General features: G+C 52.4%; 16 protein-coding genes. 8 read left to right on the forward strand and 8 right to left on the reverse strand.

The genetic code is table 11. The annotated features are described in order from the left end of the window. Positions 1–105: 105 nt before the first annotated feature. A complete protein-coding gene (gene hpsE / locus NEA10_RS01425; RefSeq protein ID WP_252663452.1) occupies positions 106–1,071 on the reverse strand; it encodes a hormogonium polysaccharide biosynthesis glycosyltransferase HpsE in 966 nt (321 codons plus the stop codon). A gap of 42 nt (positions 1,072–1,113) precedes the next feature. Between hpsE and NEA10_RS01430 the strand changes: the two genes are divergently transcribed. Then, on the forward strand, positions 1,114–2,355 hold the full coding sequence (locus NEA10_RS01430) for an FGGY-family carbohydrate kinase (RefSeq protein WP_252663453.1): 1,242 nt from the start codon (positions 1,114–1,116) through the stop codon (positions 2,353–2,355). Here the strand turns inward: NEA10_RS01430 and NEA10_RS01435 are convergent. The 4 genes from NEA10_RS01435 to NEA10_RS01450 form a co-directional block, all read right to left on the reverse strand. Continuing rightward, a complete protein-coding gene (locus NEA10_RS01435) occupies positions 2,323–2,802 on the reverse strand; it encodes a ribonuclease toxin HepT-like protein (RefSeq protein ID WP_252663454.1) in 480 nt (159 codons plus the stop codon). The two genes, NEA10_RS01430 and NEA10_RS01435, sit on opposite strands and share 33 nt — an antisense overlap. Continuing rightward, on the reverse strand, positions 2,775–3,134 hold the full coding sequence (locus tag NEA10_RS01440) for a nucleotidyltransferase family protein (protein ID WP_252663455.1): 360 nt from the start codon (positions 3,132–3,134) through the stop codon (positions 2,775–2,777). The genes NEA10_RS01435 and NEA10_RS01440 overlap by 28 nt, the downstream gene beginning before the upstream one ends. Positions 3,135–3,203: 69 nt before the next feature. After that, a complete protein-coding gene (locus NEA10_RS01445; protein ID WP_252663456.1) occupies positions 3,204–4,901 on the reverse strand; it encodes a ShlB/FhaC/HecB family hemolysin secretion/activation protein in 1,698 nt (565 codons plus the stop codon). 155 nt (positions 4,902–5,056) lie between these two features. Beyond that, entirely contained in the window at positions 5,057–5,695 is a 639-nt protein-coding gene (locus NEA10_RS01450) for a TenA family protein (protein WP_252663457.1), read from the reverse strand. 377 nt (positions 5,696–6,072) lie between these two features. Between NEA10_RS01450 and NEA10_RS01455 the strand changes: the two genes are divergently transcribed. The 7 genes from NEA10_RS01455 (at position 6,073) to NEA10_RS01485 (ending at position 15,098) form a co-directional block, all read left to right on the forward strand. After that, complete coding sequence (locus NEA10_RS01455) at positions 6,073–6,735, forward strand: PEP-CTERM sorting domain-containing protein (RefSeq protein ID WP_252663458.1); 663 nt, start codon at positions 6,073–6,075, stop codon at positions 6,733–6,735. Between the two features lie 249 nt (positions 6,736–6,984). Next, positions 6,985–7,611, forward strand: coding sequence for a PEP-CTERM sorting domain-containing protein (locus tag NEA10_RS01460; protein WP_252663459.1), 627 nt, complete (start codon positions 6,985–6,987; stop codon positions 7,609–7,611). 241 nt (positions 7,612–7,852) lie between these two features. Beyond that, positions 7,853–10,753 carry an excinuclease ABC subunit UvrA gene (uvrA, locus tag NEA10_RS01465; protein WP_252663460.1) on the forward strand — a complete coding sequence of 967 codons (2,901 nt, stop codon included), beginning with the start codon at positions 7,853–7,855 and terminating at the stop codon, positions 10,751–10,753. Between the two features lie 199 nt (positions 10,754–10,952). Then, on the forward strand, positions 10,953–11,963 hold the full coding sequence (trpS, locus tag NEA10_RS01470; RefSeq protein ID WP_252663461.1) for a tryptophan--tRNA ligase: 1,011 nt from the start codon (positions 10,953–10,955) through the stop codon (positions 11,961–11,963). Positions 11,964–12,062: 99 nt separating this feature from the next. Next, positions 12,063–12,971 carry a methylenetetrahydrofolate reductase gene (locus tag NEA10_RS01475; protein WP_252663462.1) on the forward strand — a complete coding sequence of 303 codons (909 nt, stop codon included), beginning with the start codon at positions 12,063–12,065 and terminating at the stop codon, positions 12,969–12,971. Positions 12,972–13,033: 62 nt separating this feature from the next. Beyond that, a complete protein-coding gene (aroC, locus tag NEA10_RS01480) occupies positions 13,034–14,179 on the forward strand; it encodes a chorismate synthase (protein WP_252663463.1) in 1,146 nt (381 codons plus the stop codon). Positions 14,180–14,243: 64 nt separating this feature from the next. Then, positions 14,244–15,098, forward strand: coding sequence for an MBL fold metallo-hydrolase (locus NEA10_RS01485; RefSeq protein WP_252663464.1), 855 nt, complete (start codon positions 14,244–14,246; stop codon positions 15,096–15,098). Between the two features lie 102 nt (positions 15,099–15,200). On the opposite strand, the gene NEA10_RS01490 is transcribed toward NEA10_RS01485, so the two are convergent. The 3 genes from NEA10_RS01490 to NEA10_RS01500 all read right to left on the reverse strand — a co-directional run bounded on the left by NEA10_RS01490 (position 15,201) and on the right by NEA10_RS01500 (position 18,520). Beyond that, a complete protein-coding gene (locus NEA10_RS01490) occupies positions 15,201–16,052 on the reverse strand; it encodes a transglutaminase-like domain-containing protein (protein ID WP_252663465.1) in 852 nt (283 codons plus the stop codon). Next, entirely contained in the window at positions 16,052–16,729 is a 678-nt protein-coding gene (locus NEA10_RS01495; protein WP_252665250.1) for a HEAT repeat domain-containing protein, read from the reverse strand. The genes NEA10_RS01490 and NEA10_RS01495 overlap by 1 nt, the downstream gene beginning before the upstream one ends. Before the next feature lie 84 nt (positions 16,730–16,813). Continuing rightward, positions 16,814–18,520: a sensor histidine kinase gene (locus tag NEA10_RS01500; protein ID WP_252663466.1), complete on the reverse strand. Its 1,707-nt coding sequence runs from the start codon at positions 18,518–18,520 to the stop codon at positions 16,814–16,816. Positions 18,521–18,683: the final 163 nt, after the last annotated feature.

Raw genomic sequence — 18,683 nt, forward strand, 5'->3', positions numbered from 1 at the left:
AACAGGGGGAAGAAGGCAATAGGCAAGAGGCAATAGGCAATAGGGGGGAGAGGGAACAGGGAATGGGGAATGGGGAATGGGGATGTACCTTTATAATCGCCCTCTTTAGGTTTTTTGGCTGTCGGGGGATTTGTCGGGGGGTTGCTGCTGTTTCCAGAAAAAGAAGGGACTGGTGAGACAGGCGATATAAAAACGCAGTTCTGCTTGGGCGACGATATCCTCTCGGAGTTGGCCGCGATAGCATAGTAGATGGCGGAGGATGCGGCGGCTGTCGTTGAGACTGTAGGCGATGAGGGCTAGGGGACGCAGGATGGGGGAAAAACTCAACATTCGGGTTCGATAACGACTCAGGCCGATTCCCCGCATGAGTGTATAGAGATAGTCGGGTTCCAGTCGCCAGGAGGGGATGAGATGATGCACCCGTAACTGGGGGGCGTACCAAATCTCCCAGCGATGCTGTTGGAGATGAACCAGGGCTTCTAAGTCTTCGGAGGCTAGGGCCATGCTGGTGGTACGGCCCACGAGGGTTAATTTGGGGGGGACGGAGGTTAACCAGGCTTGGCGACGCACCACTAATCCGGCCCCTGGGGGAAGCAGTCGTTTTTCCCGGGGGTAGGGCCTGGCGTCAGGGCCGCGATCGGTGATGGCGAGAAAGGGGGCAATGCGATGAAAGTTGGGGGGCGGTTCAACACTGTAGTCGGGGAAAATACGACTTCCATAAGCCCCCGCGTCGGGATGCTGTTCTCCGAACTCTACAGCTTGACGAATCCAGTCTGTATCGGGGAGATTGTCATCATCAAGGAAACCCACCAGTTCCCCTTGGGCCGCTTCCACAGCCCGCTGACGGGCGAAGGCTAGCCCCTTTTGGCCTTCTTGGATAATCTTGAGAGGAAGGCGATCGCCATAGCTTTGACAGATGTAGGAGGTTGCATCGGTACTGCAATTGTCGATAATTAGCAGTTCCCAGGTGATCGACTCTGGGGTATATTGGCGACAGTCACAGAGGCGATCGAGAACTCGGGGAATACGAGTTTCACCGTTATGGGTACAGATGGCGATCGTTAAATCCACAGAATCTTCAGGGAAAGAACGGAAGGAAAGAGAACGTCACGAATGGGTTATGCACTTGGGATTGATTTTGGCACATCGGGCCTGCGGGCCATCCTAATCAATGAGGCAAAAAAACCGATTTGGCAGACGCGAGTTTCCTTAGAACAACAAACCCCAAGGGCCTGGTGGATGGGGTTGTCTACAGTTTTAGACGAAATTCCTGAACTTTGGCGGCCCGGACTCCTGGCGATCGCCCTCAACGGAACTTCAGGAACGGTTCTTCTCTGCGATGACCGGGGACAGCCTATCTCTGACACTCTACTTTACAACGACTCCCGCGCCAATTCCGTCTCATCCCAGGTTCAACACCTCGTTCCCCCCCAACATCCCGCCGCCAGTAGCACCTCCAGTTTTAGCAAACTGATCTGGTTTCGTCAGCAATCCTCTCTCCCGGGAAATAGCTATTTTCTCCATCAAGCAGACTGGCTAAGTTTCCGGCTTCACGGACAACTGGGAATCAGTGATTATCACAACAGTCTGAAATTAGGCTACGATCCGCAATCCTTAAGCTATCCCGATTGGATTCCCCAAGATAACCCACGGCTTCCCCATGTTGTCGCCCCCGGAACAGCCATTGGGCCCCTAACGCCCGATATCTCCCGACGCTTTGGCCTTCCTAAGACTTGTCAGGTTCATGCAGGAACCACGGATAGTATTGCGGCGTTTTTGGCCAGTGGGGCCAGTCAGCCGGGGGAGGCGGTGACATCGTTGGGGTCTACGTTAGTTTTAAAACTTCTCAGTCATCAGCGGGTTGATGATAGCCGTTATGGGGTTTATAGTCACCGTTTGGGGGATTTATGGCTAACGGGGGGTGCATCGAACACGGGGGGTGCGGTTCTGCAACGGTTCTTCTCTCAAGGTGAGTTAGAGGAGTTGAGCGATCGCCTCCCCCATCCCCCCAGTCCTCTACAGTACTACCCACTCTTACAACCGGGGGAACGTTTCCCGATCAATGACCCCGATTATCCCCCACAATTAGAGCCAAAACCGGACAATTCCTTAGACTTTCTCCACGGACTTCTGGATAGTATGGCTCGAATTGAAGCCCAAGGCTATCAACGCTTACGGGAACTGGGGGCCCCGGAACTAAAACGGGTTTACACCGCCGGAGGTGGGGCAAACAATGACGCTTGGATGCGCTTACGAGAGGCACGATTGGGAGTTCCAGTCACTCGCTCTTTGGAAACTGAAGCGGCTTATGGAACGGCGTTATTAGCGTTCAGTTCTGGTCTGAAGTTGCCTTGAAAATTTTTCAAAACAGGTCGTTAGCTCAGGTAAAAGGTTCAAGGCTTTTTCTAGATTGGGTTGTAATTGTTGGTAATCAATGGTGGTTCCATAGCCATGCCGAAAGAAATGACGAAATCCTCGTAAGCTATTAAGAAGTGCATAGGTCTGCGAGTCCAAAAAGGCGGGGCGAATATCGGGAACCTCGACGGTCATGCGCTTCAAGAGTAAATGATGCCATTGACTGGCATCGCTGATGTTATTTTCAAAATACTTGGCAACAATTTGTAGGAGTTCTTCAGAAGCGCCATAGATATTATGAATTTGATAGGCGATGCTCTCCAGGAGGATTTCATCCTCGGGGTTGAGGGAGTCAGCCCGCTGTTTTATTTTTTTGTCAATATCACGAATAATGATAAATTGTGCCTCTAAGTCAGCGATTAAGAGGCGTTTTTTGGGGTCGTCCACAGGAGTCCTGCCTCGCGAATTTTATCGGCAAAGTGGCATTTCTTTAATTCTATCACATCGACATCCCGATTCATATCAGTCATCATAAAACTAATCATCAGAAACATCCCCTCTACATCCACTTGTTCCACCGCAATATCGATATCGGAGTGGGGCTGAAACTGATAGGGACGAATCAAGGAACCAAAAATATAGGCTTGCTTCACACCATAGGTTGGTCCATGGTCATCGAGCCACTGCTGAACGGATTTCAAAACCTGCTGACGCTGGTTTTCGTTCCGGGTCGCCTGTTCTTTGAGTATCCTATCTAATGTATCCGTATTGAAACTCATTATGTCCTCTCAGAAGGGTCTCCAGTCATGGCGGCGGGGAGGTCAGACCTTGAAGATATTTGCCAGTCCCTAAAATAGATTATATTCAATCGAGAAATAAATGCCATTTCCCTGTAGGGAGTTCCCCCGATCGCCCACTCCCACTAAGGGAATCCCCCAATCGAGGGTGGCTGAAAAATTGTTGGCCAGGTCCCAGCGTAAGCCTAAGCCAGTTCCGACAAGGGTTTGCGGATTGGGAATTTCCCGATCGCCCCCCAAATTCCAAACGGTTCCCACATCGATAAAGGGAGCAATTTGTAGGGTTCCCCAGCCTCTGGGGTCTTGAATGAGGGGATAGCGGAATTCTAGGGAGGCGATAATCCCACTATCGCCAACCCGTTGATTTTGTAGATAGCCGCGAACGGTATCGGGGCCACCCAAACCAAACTGGGAAATGGGAAGGAGAGAATCGGCGGACAATTGACTGGCGACTCGTGCAACCAGGAGGGTATCAGGGGAGAGCGATCGCACCCATTGGAATTGTCCCAGCCAGGCGAAAAACCGGCCATCGGGGTCATCGTCGTTGCGGGTTGCATTGAACGCATCGAGTCCGAGACTCAACTGCGATCGCGCCGCCACCACCTCAGCGGGGGACCGAGAGGACCATTCCTGGGTGAATCGTAAAACCGTCAAATTCGAGCGACCCTGTTGTGGACCGTCGGAAAAGGAAAAGGGGTCATTGTCCGATATAAAGGTGCGCGATCGCTCTATCCCCAAAGACAGGCTTAGCCGAAACTGATCGTTAGGGGTTTCCCAAAGGGGATGAGAAATACCGAACTCCCAGTTTTCCTCAGTCGAGCGGATTCCCAAGACATCAAAGGGCCGCTGCACCACCCGCGATCGCCCCCGCTTATAAAGGAAGGAGAGACGAGTATTCTCGGCATTAATAGGGATCTGATATTCAATTCTCCCCTCTCGCACCCCGTCCGTGAGTGCAAATTCCCCCCGTAGGGAATCGCCAATCCCCAGGGGACTGTGAAACTCCAGTTGTGCGGAGGGACGGATTGAGCCAACATTAGGAGAATTACGATTGGCTAATCCCAACCCTCCCTCAACGGGAGAGGCTTCGGTCACATTTAGCCGTAACTCACTCAAGCCTGGGGCCCGTCCCGCCACAAGTTCCGCTCGCACTGAGGTGATGGCTGGATCTTGTTGTAGCAGTTGTAGGGCCTGTTCCAACTGGGGTAAACTCAGGGGAGGTTGAGCGGCGCGACCAATGCGGCGGCGGATATAGCCCTCGGACAAGCGACTGACCCCCTCTAGGCTGAGGCGATCTAAACGTCCTTCCACCACCTGCACCTGGACCACCCCATCGCTGACATCCTGGGGAGGAATAAAAGCCCCCGATGTGGTGTAGCCATTGGCCACATAGAGGTCAGTAATCTCTGTGCGTAAGTTGATTAAATCTTCAAAGACCAGCGATCGCCCCTCATAGGCTTCGATGATGGGGGCCAATTCCTCCCCTGAGAACACCGTATTTCCCAAAAGCTGAATTTCCCGGACTAGAATCTCCCCCACCGCGTCCGAGGGGTCGTCTGGCTGTGCGGGAGGGTCAAGGGGGGGAACTAAAATCTCGGGACTCGGGGGAGGGAGGCGATCAGGAAGTGGCGGTAACTCAGGGAATTGAGGGGGAGGCGTTTGGGCGATCGCCAAGTCCCCCCCGAGTCCTGCGGTGAGGAGTCCCGCCATCCCAACCCCTCCCAGCCACAACCAACAGGGAACTTTCATGGAATATCGCTGAAGGGACAACTTGAAGAGTGGATCATGAAGACCTCAGCCAGATGCTTCTGGATCGGGGGGACAGGGCGATCGCTTGGGTCAGGAGTTACGTTGTTATCCAAGGATTCGGTTGGAGAATCAGGAGAATTCTATATAGTATCCGGTTAGGGCGTTGGGACAAAGGCCATCTGCCAAAAGGCTTGTTCCTGACGAGCCACCTCCTGAAAAACCACCTCGGCTTGACGTTGAACTATCTCCGATGACCCCGCTAAGCTTTCGTCAGCCTGCTTTTCCAATTGCTTGACATAGTCCGTAAAGCCAGGATTTCCCCAGCGTTCAGCAAACTCATCATAGGGGGACACCATCGCACCCGGCAATTGCCACCCCTGATTATAGGCAAGTTCAATGGCCCATAAGGCCGTCGCCTGAACGGCATAGGGTTGCACGGACCAACTGGCCATTAACTGACAATAGGTTTCACAGGTCGCTTGCGGAAGACTGTCTAGGTTCAAGTCCCGTTCCGCTGCTTTGTCACGAAACCAGGCTAACTCATCTCGGATCGCGTTCAAGCCTCCCAAGAGGACATCGAAATGGGAGACGGGGGCTGCGGCTAAGCCATTGGCGAGAAAGCGGGTGAACTCGGTGACAAAGAGGTAATCTTGGGTCAGCCAAGTCTTGAACTGATGGGGTTCGATGGTTCCAGCCTGACAGCGATCGAGAAAGGGATGACGGGTGGCGTCCCGCCAGAGGTCAGGATAGGTTTCCAGAAGTGTGGCACAGGTGAGCATGGGGATATCAATCACGATAAGGGTCTCCCCCTAACGGTATAGAGTCACCCTCCGGCTTGTCTATCCCTGGGGGGAGTCCTCGTTATCAATTCAATATTAATGTCAAATTAGGCTCGGTCGTCTCAAGGGGATGACACTTCCAGGAGGCTAGGGTGGGGGGCGATCGCCCCCACCGGCCCTCAAACACCCGCCCAATTCAGTATTTGTACAGTTTTGTGTCGACAAAAGGGGCTTTTTTAAAGCTTCTGTGAAGGACTCACGGCTCGAATGTAATGTTTGTGTGAAGTTCTTCTACGAAAATACACGTAGATAGGTTTGCTTGCCATAATGGACTCACAAGCGAATTTACAGATACACCTATTCAAGGATCCATACGAGATCATGGGAGAATTATGAACCTACAACATACGCTCGGCTGCGCCGCCCTTTCTCTGTCTTTTGCTGGACTGTCACTCCTGACCGCTGCCCCGGCTGAAGCCTTTACCCTCATTTTTGGGAATGGCGATAGTTTCGGAGGGGAAGCGGATTTCAACCTGCTGGGAGATCGTTCCACTTCTTATGCATTTGATTTCCTTGATGTTGATAAGAACCCAACCGGACTTGGCAACTACGGCAACTGGGGCATGACCCATGGCACCGGGACATTTGCTCCTTATTCTACCAATGGGCTAATCAGTGATGGCTACCTCATCAAGAGTGTTGATTTCACGACCGTTGGTTCTTCCATCACGAGCTTCTTGAAATATGACAATACTGAGCCTGGTGCTGATCCAACTCTGGCGTCCTGGGAGATGGATCTTAAAAATATAACGTTCGGTGACTTTTGGCTTGGTACTACTCGCTTTATTGGAATTGATGGCACGGCTGTCTTCAGGAGTGGTAATACTGTTACCGGTGAGGCTGCATTCAGCACTCAGCTTCTTCGCACTAAGGAAAACCCTCATACGATGAGCTTCAATGCAGCTATCGTTCCCGAACCCACTGGAGTTCTCGGTGCGGGCATTGCTGTCACCATGATGGCCGGCTTACGCAAACGTTCCAAACAAAACGCTTAATCTCCTCAACGAACAGTCCAGGATTGACTTTAACTTTTTTTTAAGTGCATCGAACCGTTAGAAATTCCCCCTAGCCAGTGCCCCCCGCACTGGCTTTTGCATGAATTCTATTTCCCGACGAAGAATAAGATAATAAAAATTTTTAGAATAAAATCGGCAAAATTTTAAAATTTTATCTTAAAACCTCTTGAAACTCACCGATAAAGTTTGGCAAGATCGAAGTGTTGCTAAAGAAAAGCTTAAGAACTTATGAGTTTACGCCACCCACTAAGCCTGGCGACCCTGTCCCTATCCTTAACAGGGCTTTCCATGCTCATTCCCTCCCAAGCAGATGCGCTCACATTTAGTGAAGGGGGAGAGTTTAGTGGCTTTGTCGAGTCATTGGAAGTTGAGAGTGATGTCACTGACTCATCGGAGTTTCGCTTCGCAGATGGGGAGGGAGAGTATCAGGATATTGGCAGTTATGGAGAGTTTGGAATTGGCCCAACAGATGGAGTCTTTGCCCCCTATCAAGGAGAATCAGGACTGATTCAGAGTGTTGATTTTGAGGATGTTGATGAGGGTGTATCGGGGTTCTTAGAATTTCAATCCGATGATAGGGCTTTGTCACCCTGGTCGTTTGATATCACGGATAATGTGACAATGACTTCACTGGGCGACGAGAGTGTTGAAGTAGCCGCTGATGGTGTCTTCCGAGGACCCGAAGATGAAGCCCCTGGGAACTTTACCTTAACCACACAGGGGGATGGAGAAACAACAGCCAGTTTTAGTTCTGATGTTGCGGTTCCTGAACCGACTGGATTGTTAGGGTTAGGTGTTGTCGCCGGTGTCATGGCTGGCCTACGTAGATGGACGAAACCTGAGGAGTCTGGGTAGTACAGATTAACTCCAATGGGGCAAATCCTGCCCCATTGCAGCCCAGGAACCCGTCCTAGCAAGTTCCTGGGTTTCCTGGTAGATCTACGTATTATCCGTAAATTTACTAAAATCCGTAAATTTACGGATTTTCTTAAGCTTATCTCCACTCACAACCCAGGGCGATCGCCCAATCTCAGACGAACCCGACCATCGAGGAAACCCTTAGCGTAGAATGTTAAGGGTTATCTCACAGGTCGCTATGGCACGGCGCGTCACATCCAGCCAATCCCCTTCAACCTCCTCCCCCAAGGGACTCTCCCCCAAACTCGAAGATGTCATTCGCATTCGGGGGGCGCGTCAACATAACCTGAAACAGATTGATATCGACCTCCCCCGCAATCAACTCATCGTCTTTACAGGCGTCTCCGGTTCCGGGAAGTCCTCCCTCGCCTTCGATACCATCTTCGCCGAAGGTCAACGGCGCTATGTCGAATCCCTCAGCGCCTATGCGCGTCAGTTCCTGGGACAACTGGACAAACCCGATGTAGAGTCCATCGAAGGTCTCAGTCCCGCCATCTCCATCGACCAGAAATCCACCTCCCACAACCCCCGGTCTACCGTCGGAACCGTCACTGAAATTTACGACTACCTGCGGCTCCTCTTTGGCCGTGCTGGAGAACCCCACTGTCCCCATTGCGATCGCTCCATCAGCCCCCAGACCATCGATGTCATGTGCGATCGCATCCTGGAACTCCCCGAACGCAGTAAATTTCAAATCCTCGCTCCCGTCATCCGAGGGAAAAAAGGAACCCACAAAAAACTCCTCTCCAGCCTCACCTCCCAAGGCTTCGTCCGAGTTCGCATTGACGGCGAAGTTCGCGATCTCTCAGACCATATCGAACTGGACAAAAACCAAATCCACGACATCGAGATTGTCGTCGACCGCCTCATCTGCAAACCGGGACTGCAAGAACGTCTCACCGACTCCCTGGCCACCGCCTTAAAACAAGCCGACGGCGTGGTCATGATTTCTGCCCAACTCCCCGACGAAAAGCGTCCCCAAGAAATCCTCTTTTCCGAAAACTTCGCCTGTCCCGAACATGGCGCGGTGATGGAAGAACTCTCGCCACGGCTGTTTTCCTTCAACTCCCCCTATGGCGCCTGTCCCGCCTGTCATGGCTTAGGGAGTTCCCGCAGCTTCGCCCCAGAACGAGTCATTCCCGATCCCAGCGCCCCCGTTTACAGTGCGATCGCCCCTTGGTCTGACAAAGACAACAGTTACTACCTCTCGGTCCTCTTTAGCGTCGGCCAAGCCTTCGACTTCGAGATTAACACCCCCTGGAACCAACTCAGCGCCGAGCAACAACAGATCCTCCTCTACGGGTCCCCCGACCCCATCTGGATTGAAACTGATTCGCGCTACTCCGACAATCGTGGCTACTACCGCCACTTTGCCGGAGTCCTGGCCATGTTGCAACGCCAGTATGACGACACCTCCTCGGAACAAATCCGAGACAAACTCGAACAATACCTCGTGGACCAAGTCTGCGAAGTCTGTGGCGGAAAACGCCTCAAACCCGAAGCCCTCGCCGTTCGCATCGGTCAATATAACATCACAGACCTGACCGGAGTGGCGATCGACGAATGCTTAAACCGCTTAAATCACCTAGAACTCAGCCCCCGCCAAGCCCAAATCGCTGAACTGGCCCTGCGGGAAATTCGCGATCGCCTGCAATTCCTCCTGGACGTGGGCCTCGACTATCTCACCCTCGATCGCTCCGCCACCAGTCTCTCCGGGGGAGAAGCCCAACGCATCCGCCTGGCCACCCAAATCGGGTCCGGCCTCACGGGAGTCCTCTATGTCCTCGATGAACCCAGCATCGGACTCCACCAACGGGACAACAGCCGTTTACTCAAAACCCTAACCAAGCTCCGGGATTTAGGCAATACCTTAATTGTCGTCGAACATGACGAAGATACCATCCGCAGCGCCGACCACCTCGTGGATATCGGTCCCGGCGCCGGCGTTCATGGCGGGGAAATTGTCGCCCAGGGAAATTTAACCACCCTTCTCAACGCCAAAGACTCCATGACGGGGGCCTATTTATCAGGACGACGCCAGATTGACCCCCCCGAAGAACGCCGCCCCGGAAATGGTCGAGTTCTCCAACTCCAAGATGCTCATCGCAATAATCTCAAGCATATTGATGTGGAGATTCCCCTCGGGAAACTGGTTTGTATCACCGGGGTCTCGGGGTCCGGAAAATCCACCCTAGTCAATGACCTATTCCACCCCGCCCTTCAACATCATTTGACCCGGAAAGTTCCCATGCCCCAAGGGTTAAAAAGCCTCAGTGTTAAGGGAAGTAAAAAGAAAGATATCAAAGATATTGTTGACAAAGTTATTGTCATTGACCAATCCCCCATTGGTCGAACTCCTCGCTCTAATCCTGCGACTTACACCGGAATTTTTGATAGTATCCGTCAAGTTTTTGCTGAAACCATCGAAGCCAAAGCCCGAGGCTATAAACCGGGTCGTTTCTCCTTTAACGTCAAAGGAGGACGCTGCGAAGCCTGTGGCGGCCAAGGGGTCAACGTCATTTCCATGAATTTTCTGCCCGATGTTTATGTGCAATGTGATGTTTGTAAAGGGGCACGATACAATCGGGAAACCTTACAAGTCACCTATAAAGGTCATTCTATTGCCGATGTTTTAAATATGACCGTTGAAGAAGCGTTAGGAGTCTTTGAAAACATCCCTCGCGCCGCCAGTCGCCTACAAACTCTCCTGGATGTGGGGTTAGGGTATATCCATCTGGGACAGCCGGCTCCCACCCTATCTGGAGGGGAAGCCCAACGGGTCAAACTCGCCTCAGAACTCTCCCGCCGCGCCACCGGAAAAACCCTCTATCTCATCGATGAACCCACCACTGGTTTATCGTTTTATGATGTTCATCAACTGTTAAACGTCATGCAGCGTTTAGTTGATAAGGGCAACTCGATTCTCGTGATTGAGCATAACTTAGATGTCATCCGCTCAGCCGATTGGCTCATTGATTTAGGTCCTGAAGGGGGCGACAAAGGGGGGCAAGTGATTGCCGTGGGAACCCCGGAGATGGTCGCTCAAGTGCCAGAATCTCATACCGGAACCTATTTATAGAGAGCGTTAGCTGTTCTAATCCCGCAAGTCGCCTCTAGAACCGGCCAGACCCCATGACCCCACCCCAAGACTGAACACCGCCTCCCCCCCCAGTAAATCTTCCCTGACCCGCCGTAGCGATCGCGCAATATGTCACACTAGGGGATGTCGAAATATTAAGCATTGGCGACTCAACCGTTCACGGATACCGCAAGCAGTCATGGGAAAACAGCGCATTCTCTCGGGGGTTCAACCCACCGGAAACCTCCATCTGGGCAACTATCTCGGTGCCATTCGCAACTGGGTCGAGGTGCAACAGGAGTACGATAACTACTTCTGCGTCGTTGACCTCCATGCCATCACCGTCCCCCATGACCCCAAAACCTTGGCGGAAAATAGCTACAAAATTGCCGCCCTCTATCTCGCCTGTGGCATCAGCCTCGACCATGCCAACATCTTCATTCAATCCCATATCAGCGCCCACAGCGAACTCACCTGGCTACTCAACTGCATCACCCCCATTAACTGGCTTCAGGGGATGATTCAATTTAAAGAAAAAGCTGTGAAACAGGGGGAAAACGTAGGAACCGGACTCCTAGACTACCCGGTGCTAATGGCGGCGGATATCCTCCTCTACGATGCCGATAAAGTCCCCGTCGGTGAAGACCAAAAACAACATCTGGAACTGACCCGAGATTTGGTCATCCGGCTCAACGACCAATTTGCTAGCCCCGACGAGCCGGTTCTGAAAATGCCCGACCCCCTCATCCGCAAAGATGGGGCCCGGGTCATGAGTCTAACCGACGGGACTAAGAAAATGTCCAAGTCGGACCCCTCTGAACTGAGCCGTATTAACCTGTTAGACGACCCCGATACCATCGCCAAGAAAATCAAAAAATGTAAGACCGACCCCATGCGAGGCCTAGAGTTTGACAATCCTGAGCGTCCGGAATGCCAAAATCTTCTCACCCTCTACCAACTCCTCTCAGGTCAAGACAAAGCCAGCGTCTCCCGTGACTGTGCTTCAATGGGCTGGGGCCAATTCAAACCTCTGTTAACGGAAACTACCATTGAGGTTTTACGTCCCATCCAACAGACCTATACCCAGGTCATGGACGATAAAGGCTATCTTGAGTCGGTCCTGAAACAGGGTCGGGAACAAGCCGAATCCGTAGCCCAGGAGACCCTCAGCCGCGTCAAAACCGCTATGGGGTTCTCAAAACCCCTTTAGCCCGAATCTGCCGCCTTTAAGCCGTAGCTGCGGGTGTTCTCATGGTGGAATGCCCCCAAGGTTTGACCGTTGCCGTTTGCCTTTCTTAATCCCTATCCTATGTCCCGTCTTCGTCGCGCCATTCAAGCCGGAGAATTTCTGATCACCGCTGAAGTTGCCCCGCCCAAGGGAGGAGACCCCACCCATATGCTGAAAATGGCAACCTGTCTCAAACGGCGGGTTCATGCTGTTAATGTCACCGATGGTTCTCGGGCGGTGCTACGGATGTCCTCCTTAGCTGCCTCGGCGCTCCTCGTGCAATATGGCATTGAGCCCGTGTTTCAGGTGGCCTGCCGCGATCGCAACCGTATCGGCCTACAAGCGGACCTCATGGGCGCCTACGCTCTAGGAATTCGTAACGTTCTGGCCCTCACCGGAGACCCCGTCAAAGCCGGAGACCACCAACAGGCCAAAAGCGTCTTCGACCTAGAATCGGTGCGACTCCTGCAAACCCTGGAAAAAATGAATCAGGGTCTCGATTTCAACGATCGCCCCCTCTGTGACGGCAAACTCGACCTATTTGCCGGGGCGGCCGTGGACCCCCAATTAGCCAGTTGGTCAGGCTTACAGCGCCGCTTTGAACGAAAAATTGCCGCCGGGGCCCAGTTCTTCCAGAGTCAACTAATTTCTGACTTTGAGCGGTTAGACAAATTCATGAGTCAAATTGCCGCACAGTATGATAAACCAGTTTTAGCGGGTATTTTTCTCTTAAAGTCCGCCAAAAATGCCAAATTTATCAATAAATACGTCCCTGGGGTTCACATCGGCGAAGAGACCATCGATCGCCTTGACGAAGCCGCCGATCCCCTACGGGAAGGGATGGTCATCGCCGCCGAGCAAATCCGTCAGGCCCAACAGCTCTGTCAAGGAGTTCACCTGATGGCCATTCGCACCGAACATTTAATTCCTGAAATTCTGGATATGGCGGGGATTCCCCCCATTTCTCCCCCCGCCTCCCTGGCCCGCTAACCTGAAAGGGGTTTAGGGGTGTTAAGATACAAACGTTCTACTCCAATAAAAAGTACCAGATCGTGGGTAACAGTTTCGGACATCTGTTTCGGGTGACAACCTTTGGCGAATCTCACGGCGGCGGCGTTGGAGTCATCATTGATGGCTGTCCGCCCCAACTTGAGATTTCAGCGGAGGAGATTCAATTTGAACTCGATCGCCGTCGTCCGGGACAGAGTAAAATCACCACCCCTCGCCGGGAAAGTGACACCTGTGAAATTCTCTCAGGGGTATTTGAGGGGAAAACCTTAGGAACCCCAATCATGGTCTTGGTGCGAAACAAAGACGCGCGATCGCAAGACTACAATGAGATGGCCGTCAAATACCGTCCCTCCCATGCCGATGCCACCTACGACGCCAAATATGGCATCCGCAACTGGCAGGGAGGAGGACGCTCCTCAGCCCGGGAGACGATTGGCCGAGTTGCCGCCGGGGCCATCGCCAAAAAGATTTTAAAACAGGTAACTGGGGTAGACATTGTCGCCTACGTTAAACAAGTCCATGACTTGGAAGCTCAGGTTGACCCAGACCGGGTTACCCTAGAAGATGTAGAGGCAAATATCGTGCGATCGCCCGACCCCGACTTTGTTGAACGAACCATTGCCGCCATCGAAGCCGCCCGTAAACAAGGCGACTCCCTCGGCGGCGTCGTTGAATGTGTTGCCCGTAGTGTCCCCAAAGGCCTCGGGGAACCCGTCTTCGACAAACTCGAAGCCGATTTGGCGAAAGCCATCATGTCTCTCCCTGCCACCAAAGGGTTTGAAATTGGTTCAGGCTTTGCCGGAACTCGGCTCACCGGCCACGAACATAATGATGAGTTCTACGCCGATGCCGAAGGCAACATCCGCACCCATACCAATCGCTCCGGTGGCATCCAGGGCGGAATCAGTAACGGGGAAGCTATCATCCTTCGCGCGGCCTTTAAACCCACTGCTACAATTCGGAAAGAACAACGTACCGTCACCCGCGATGGTCAGAACACGGTTCTAGCCGCCAAAGGGCGACATGATCCCTGTGTTCTTCCCCGGGCCGTCCCTATGGTGGAGGCCATGGTCGCTCTGGTGCTCTGTGACCATCTACTACGCCATCAAGCCCAATGTGGAACCCTAACCGCAGCCGACGTGAGTTCTTCCCTGAACTCCCCCCTCGCTGCCAGTCCCATCGCCTAGCGTTGGCTTGCATCTTCCTCCTTGCCCTTGTCCCTCTGTCCCCAAAACGTCCCCCGAAACGTCTATGGAACCAGCCACCTCTTCTGAATTTCTCGTGAAGTTCTGGGGCGTTCGCGGAAGTATTCCGACCCCCGGTCAGACGACAGTACGCTATGGCGGCAACACCTCCTGTGTCGAAATGGAAATTGGGGGCAGACGCATCATCTTTGATGGGGGGACTGGGTTGCAAGCTTTGAGCAAAGACTTAATGCAGCAACTCCCCCCGGAAACCTATATGTTTTTTACCCATTACCATTGGGATCACATCCAAGGGTTTCCCTTCTTTACCCCCGCCTTTGTCAAAGGCCATTGTCTACGCATCCATGGAGCCGTGCCGGAAAACGGTGAGTCTCTGGAAAAACACTTCATGGAACGGGTGTTACATCCCAACTCCCCCGTTCCTTTAGCCGGGTTACGGGCCGACATGAAGTTTGTCGACCTCATCTGTGGCGAACCCTTCGAGTTGGGGGATGTCTATATTGAAACAACTCGGCTTAATCACCCCAACACTGCCATGGGCTATCGGGTGAGTTGGCAAGACCGTTCCGTCTTTTATTGTACGGATACGGAACACTTTCCAGAAGGACTGGATGAGAATGTGATGAAACTGGCTCAAGGGGCTGATGTTCTCATCTATGATGCAATGTACACCGATGAGGAATATCATAATCCCAAATCTCCCAAGGTGGGTTGGGGACATTCCACCTGGCAGGAAGGGGTCAAAATTGCCAAGGCGGCCGGCGTGAAGACGTTGGTCATCTTCCACCATGAACCGGGCCATACGGATGATTTTCTTGATCACCTACAGGTTGAAGTCTGCGAGAGTTTCCCGGGGGCTGTGTTGGCACGCGAGGGTATGATTTTAAATGTGAAGCCCTAATGGGTTTCTGTTTTCCTGTTTCCTGACTGTTCAGGTTCCTTGTGGTGGCTCTGGGACTAGCTGCCAGATGAGGGCGCAGGCGAGTCTCCTAGGGGGCTAGGTTTAAATGGAGTCCCTTGACGACTCAACAAACGCGATCGCCCCATCGCTGAGCTGAGGTCTCTCCCCTGGCGTCAGACAGTCTACCTGCAAGTCCATCGTTTCCATGGTCACGGGGCCGAACAGGGTCGCAAAGGAAACATCCGCCGCATCCCGACCAGTGCCAATACGGATGAGTCCGGTGCGGGGAACCAGGCGTGTGGCATCAAACAAGTACCAAGCCTGGCCTAAGTAGGCTTCAAAATAGGCATGAAAGTCGGGGGGATGTAAGTCGTAGGCATAACCGCTGACAAAGCGGGCCGGGATATTGAGGGCCCGACAGAAGGCAATGGCTAAATGAGCAAAATCGCGACAAACCCCGGCTCGTTCTGTGGCCGTATCAAAGGCTGAGGTGTGGGGACTGGTGCTTCCCGAGAGATAGACGACATTCTCATAAATCCAGTTGCAGATGGCCGTGACGCGAGAATAATCGGGGACTAACTCGCCAAATTCTGTTTCGGCAAAGCGCAGCAGGCGATCGGATTCACAGTAACGGCTAGGATAAAGGTAGGGTAAAACCTCTAAGGGTAGTTGAGCTGGGGGAACTTCGGCGATCGCCTGGGGTGATTGTTCAATGGCGTTTAACTCCACAGTGGCCTTATAGCGAATCCGCACCTGTCCTGGGGGAGCATTGACTCGCACATAGCGATTGTCCAGTTCCCCTGAGGTCTGCTGATCCCAGTCCGCCGCCCCTTCAATTTGCAGATCTTCTTGGAGAATCTTCTGGACTGAGTTGTTGCAGACGGCGATATTGAAAATTAAGGTGCTGTCAGCGGCGATGTGATAGCTCAGATGAGAGCGAACGGCAAATTTCATTAGCTGTTGGACTCCTGGCACAACCGTTCTTGCGCGACTTGCGCCGCTGCTTGAACTTGGGGATGACTATCTTTGCTCAGGTAGGCCAGAGCCGCTAAACTCTTGGGGTGGTTGAGATGGCCCAAGGCTTCCGCCAGGCGCTGACGGACGAGCCAATCGGGGGAGTTGGCAAAGTTGAGGATATCATCCAAGGCCTCGACCGCTTCGATTTCCCCTAGGGCGGCGATCGCCGCTTGCTGTAACATCACTTCGCCACTGTAAAGGGCTTGGATGAGGATTTCGTAAGCCTGGGGATTTTTGAGATTCCCCAAGGAGACAGCGGCACTAAAGCGAACTAACCAGTCGGTTTCCTCCAAAAAAGCCCGAGAGAGGGGTTCAAAGGCCCGGGGGTCTCCCAAATATCCTAGGGCCCCGGCTGCATCGGCGCGAATCCCATAGTCGGGATCATGACGCAGTAGGTTCACCAATAACTCGTAGCATTCATCGGTTTTCTTAATCCCCAGAGAAAAGATGGCCATAGAGCGCAGGGCCACGTGATGGTCATTGAGGACTTTCTTAATCAGGGGAACCGCCTCAGCCGCAGGGATATCCCGCAAGGAGGCTAAGGCCAACATGCGATCGCGGGCGTTGTCACTATCGAGGTGGCTGGAAATCTCTTGTAAATTCATCGACTTCAGGAAATTTCTTAAAAAAAATTTACATAACTACAGACATTATAGCGATTTTTTATGGTAATCAAGCCGTGTCCCCATCCTGGGGTCTCAATTCTCCACGAGCAAATCCAAAGAATCCAGGCTTTCATTGAGGGAAATCATCACCGGTTCTTGGAAGAGGGCAATGGTGAAGGTGACTGTGGAGCCAAGTCCTTCTCCCATACTATAAAAGTGGACTTCTCCCCCCATAGCTTCTACGAGTTTTTGAGAAATCACTAAGCCTAGGCCCGTTCCCCCATACTGGCGGGTTCGGGAGCCATCCACCTGACTAAAGGTTTGAAAGAGTTTATCCTGCTGTTCGAGGGAAACACCGATACCGGTATCCGCCACTTTCAGCTTTAGAAGTCCAGAAAATTCCCGATCATTGACCACCACCGGGCGTGAGATAATCTCCGCCGTAATCGTAATGCCACCCTCATGGGTAAACTTAATAGCATTCCCGACCAAATTTAGTAAAACTTGCAGTAATCGCTGATAATTTCCATAAACAATGATACTATCCTCAGTATCCGGCATCTGAACCTGGAAATAGAGTTGTTTTTGTTGGATTTGCGCCTGGACAAATTCTTCTACATGAGTCAGGAGTTCTTTAACATCCACCGGTTCGAGGTCTAAGTGCATTTTGCCGGCTTCAATTTTGGCAATATCGAGGATGTCATTGATAATACTAAGCAGATGCACCGCCGAGCGATAGGCTTCTTCAATAAAATCCATCTGCTCCTCAGCATCATCGGTCATACCGTCTAAAATCAACTTGAGGAAGCCCATCATGCCGTTGAGGGGAGTTCTCAGTTCATGGGAGGTATTAGCCAGAAAGTCACTTTTGAGGCGGGAGACTTCTTCCGCTTCCTGGCGGGCGATTTCCAGCTCTCGATAGAGGGTTGCATGGGCGATGGCTGTCCCCACCTGATCGGCCAATTCCCCAATAATTTCCAATTCCGTGGAGTGCCAAACCGGGATTGACAGATCGGATTCCCGTCGCTCCCGTTCTAAACGAATGATGCCATTAACCTGGCCCTGATGGCGGGTGGCGACCCAAACCTGCGACCGACTCCCTTGGGTCGTAGACGGACAGTCCACTAAGGTGGGTTCTAAGCTGGTAATCGCGTCTTGCAACTCAGGAGAGTCTTGCAACAACAGCTCCGTGCCAATGGCCAAACTCGAACTATCCCGGGGAAACTGAGCTACCTGTTGGACCTGAGGCTGATGGTCTTCATAGCTATAGACAGAACATCGAACCACCTTCATGGCATTTCCCAACCCTTGCGCTGTCTGCTGCCAGATAATGTCTAAATCCAAGGTTTGACGAATTTGGCGAGAAATCTGTGTCAGCAGTTTGGGATAGGAAACCTGGGTTAAAAACGAGGACGAATCGGAACGGCTTCCTAGGGGAAACTCCAAGGAAGCCGCCGCCAGAGGGGATAAGGAGTTGGATTGAGTTTTCCCCAGGGTTCCAGCTTGTCGTCCTAACACAAGGACACAATCTGACTCTCCAGATGGAGTGGCTAGGGGAGCAATCGACAGTTCAAACGTCCTAATGTCGCTCCCCACTTTGAAAAAGCACTTGAGGGATTCAGGAGTCCGGTTGTCTAGGACTCGACAAATATGACTCAGATAGGCCACCGTGTCCACAGGTTGAAAAACCTGATCTTGGTGGCTAGAAGGAAACTGATTGGCCCCATTACGCCAGAGAAAACTCCGATAGCGGCCGGTTCGCTCTTGAATGTAGCTCAACTCAACTCCAAGAGAGCGCAAAAATAGTCTCCCCTCGTCTCCAACTTCGAGATCGGGTGGTACCAGAACCCCAGGTGGAAGATGGAACGTCTGAGTCAAAGTCATGGAGCTTATCAGGAGGAACAGTTTGCAGGATACCCAGGACGGCTCATCACCCCGCTACCATCCTAACAAGGTAGTTTGA

It is taken from the genome of Phormidium yuhuli AB48 (assembly GCF_023983615.1).
In the GTDB taxonomy this organism is placed as follows: domain Bacteria; phylum Cyanobacteriota; class Cyanobacteriia; order Cyanobacteriales; family Geitlerinemataceae; genus Sodalinema; species Sodalinema yuhuli.

Bases quoted from the DNA above. Each gene is read 5' to 3' on its own strand.
- NEA10_RS01430 (WP_252663453.1), top strand. From the start codon at position 1,114: ATGGGTTATGCACTTGGGATTGATTTTGGCACATCGGGCCTGCGGGCC.
- NEA10_RS01440 (WP_252663455.1), bottom strand. From the start codon at position 3,134: ATGAGTTTCAATACGGATACATTAGATAGGATACTCAAAGAACAGGCG.
- NEA10_RS01445 (WP_252663456.1), bottom strand. From the start codon at position 4,901: ATGAAAGTTCCCTGTTGGTTGTGGCTGGGAGGGGTTGGGATGGCGGGA.
- NEA10_RS01455 (WP_252663458.1), top strand. From the start codon at position 6,073: ATGAACCTACAACATACGCTCGGCTGCGCCGCCCTTTCTCTGTCTTTT.
- NEA10_RS01460 (WP_252663459.1), top strand. From the start codon at position 6,985: ATGAGTTTACGCCACCCACTAAGCCTGGCGACCCTGTCCCTATCCTTA.
- uvrA (WP_252663460.1), top strand. From the start codon at position 7,853: ATGGCACGGCGCGTCACATCCAGCCAATCCCCTTCAACCTCCTCCCCC.
- trpS (WP_252663461.1), top strand. From the start codon at position 10,953: ATGGGAAAACAGCGCATTCTCTCGGGGGTTCAACCCACCGGAAACCTC.
- NEA10_RS01475 (WP_252663462.1), top strand. From the start codon at position 12,063: ATGTCCCGTCTTCGTCGCGCCATTCAAGCCGGAGAATTTCTGATCACC.
- NEA10_RS01485 (WP_252663464.1), top strand. From the start codon at position 14,244: ATGGAACCAGCCACCTCTTCTGAATTTCTCGTGAAGTTCTGGGGCGTT.
- NEA10_RS01490 (WP_252663465.1), bottom strand. From the start codon at position 16,052: ATGAAATTTGCCGTTCGCTCTCATCTGAGCTATCACATCGCCGCTGAC.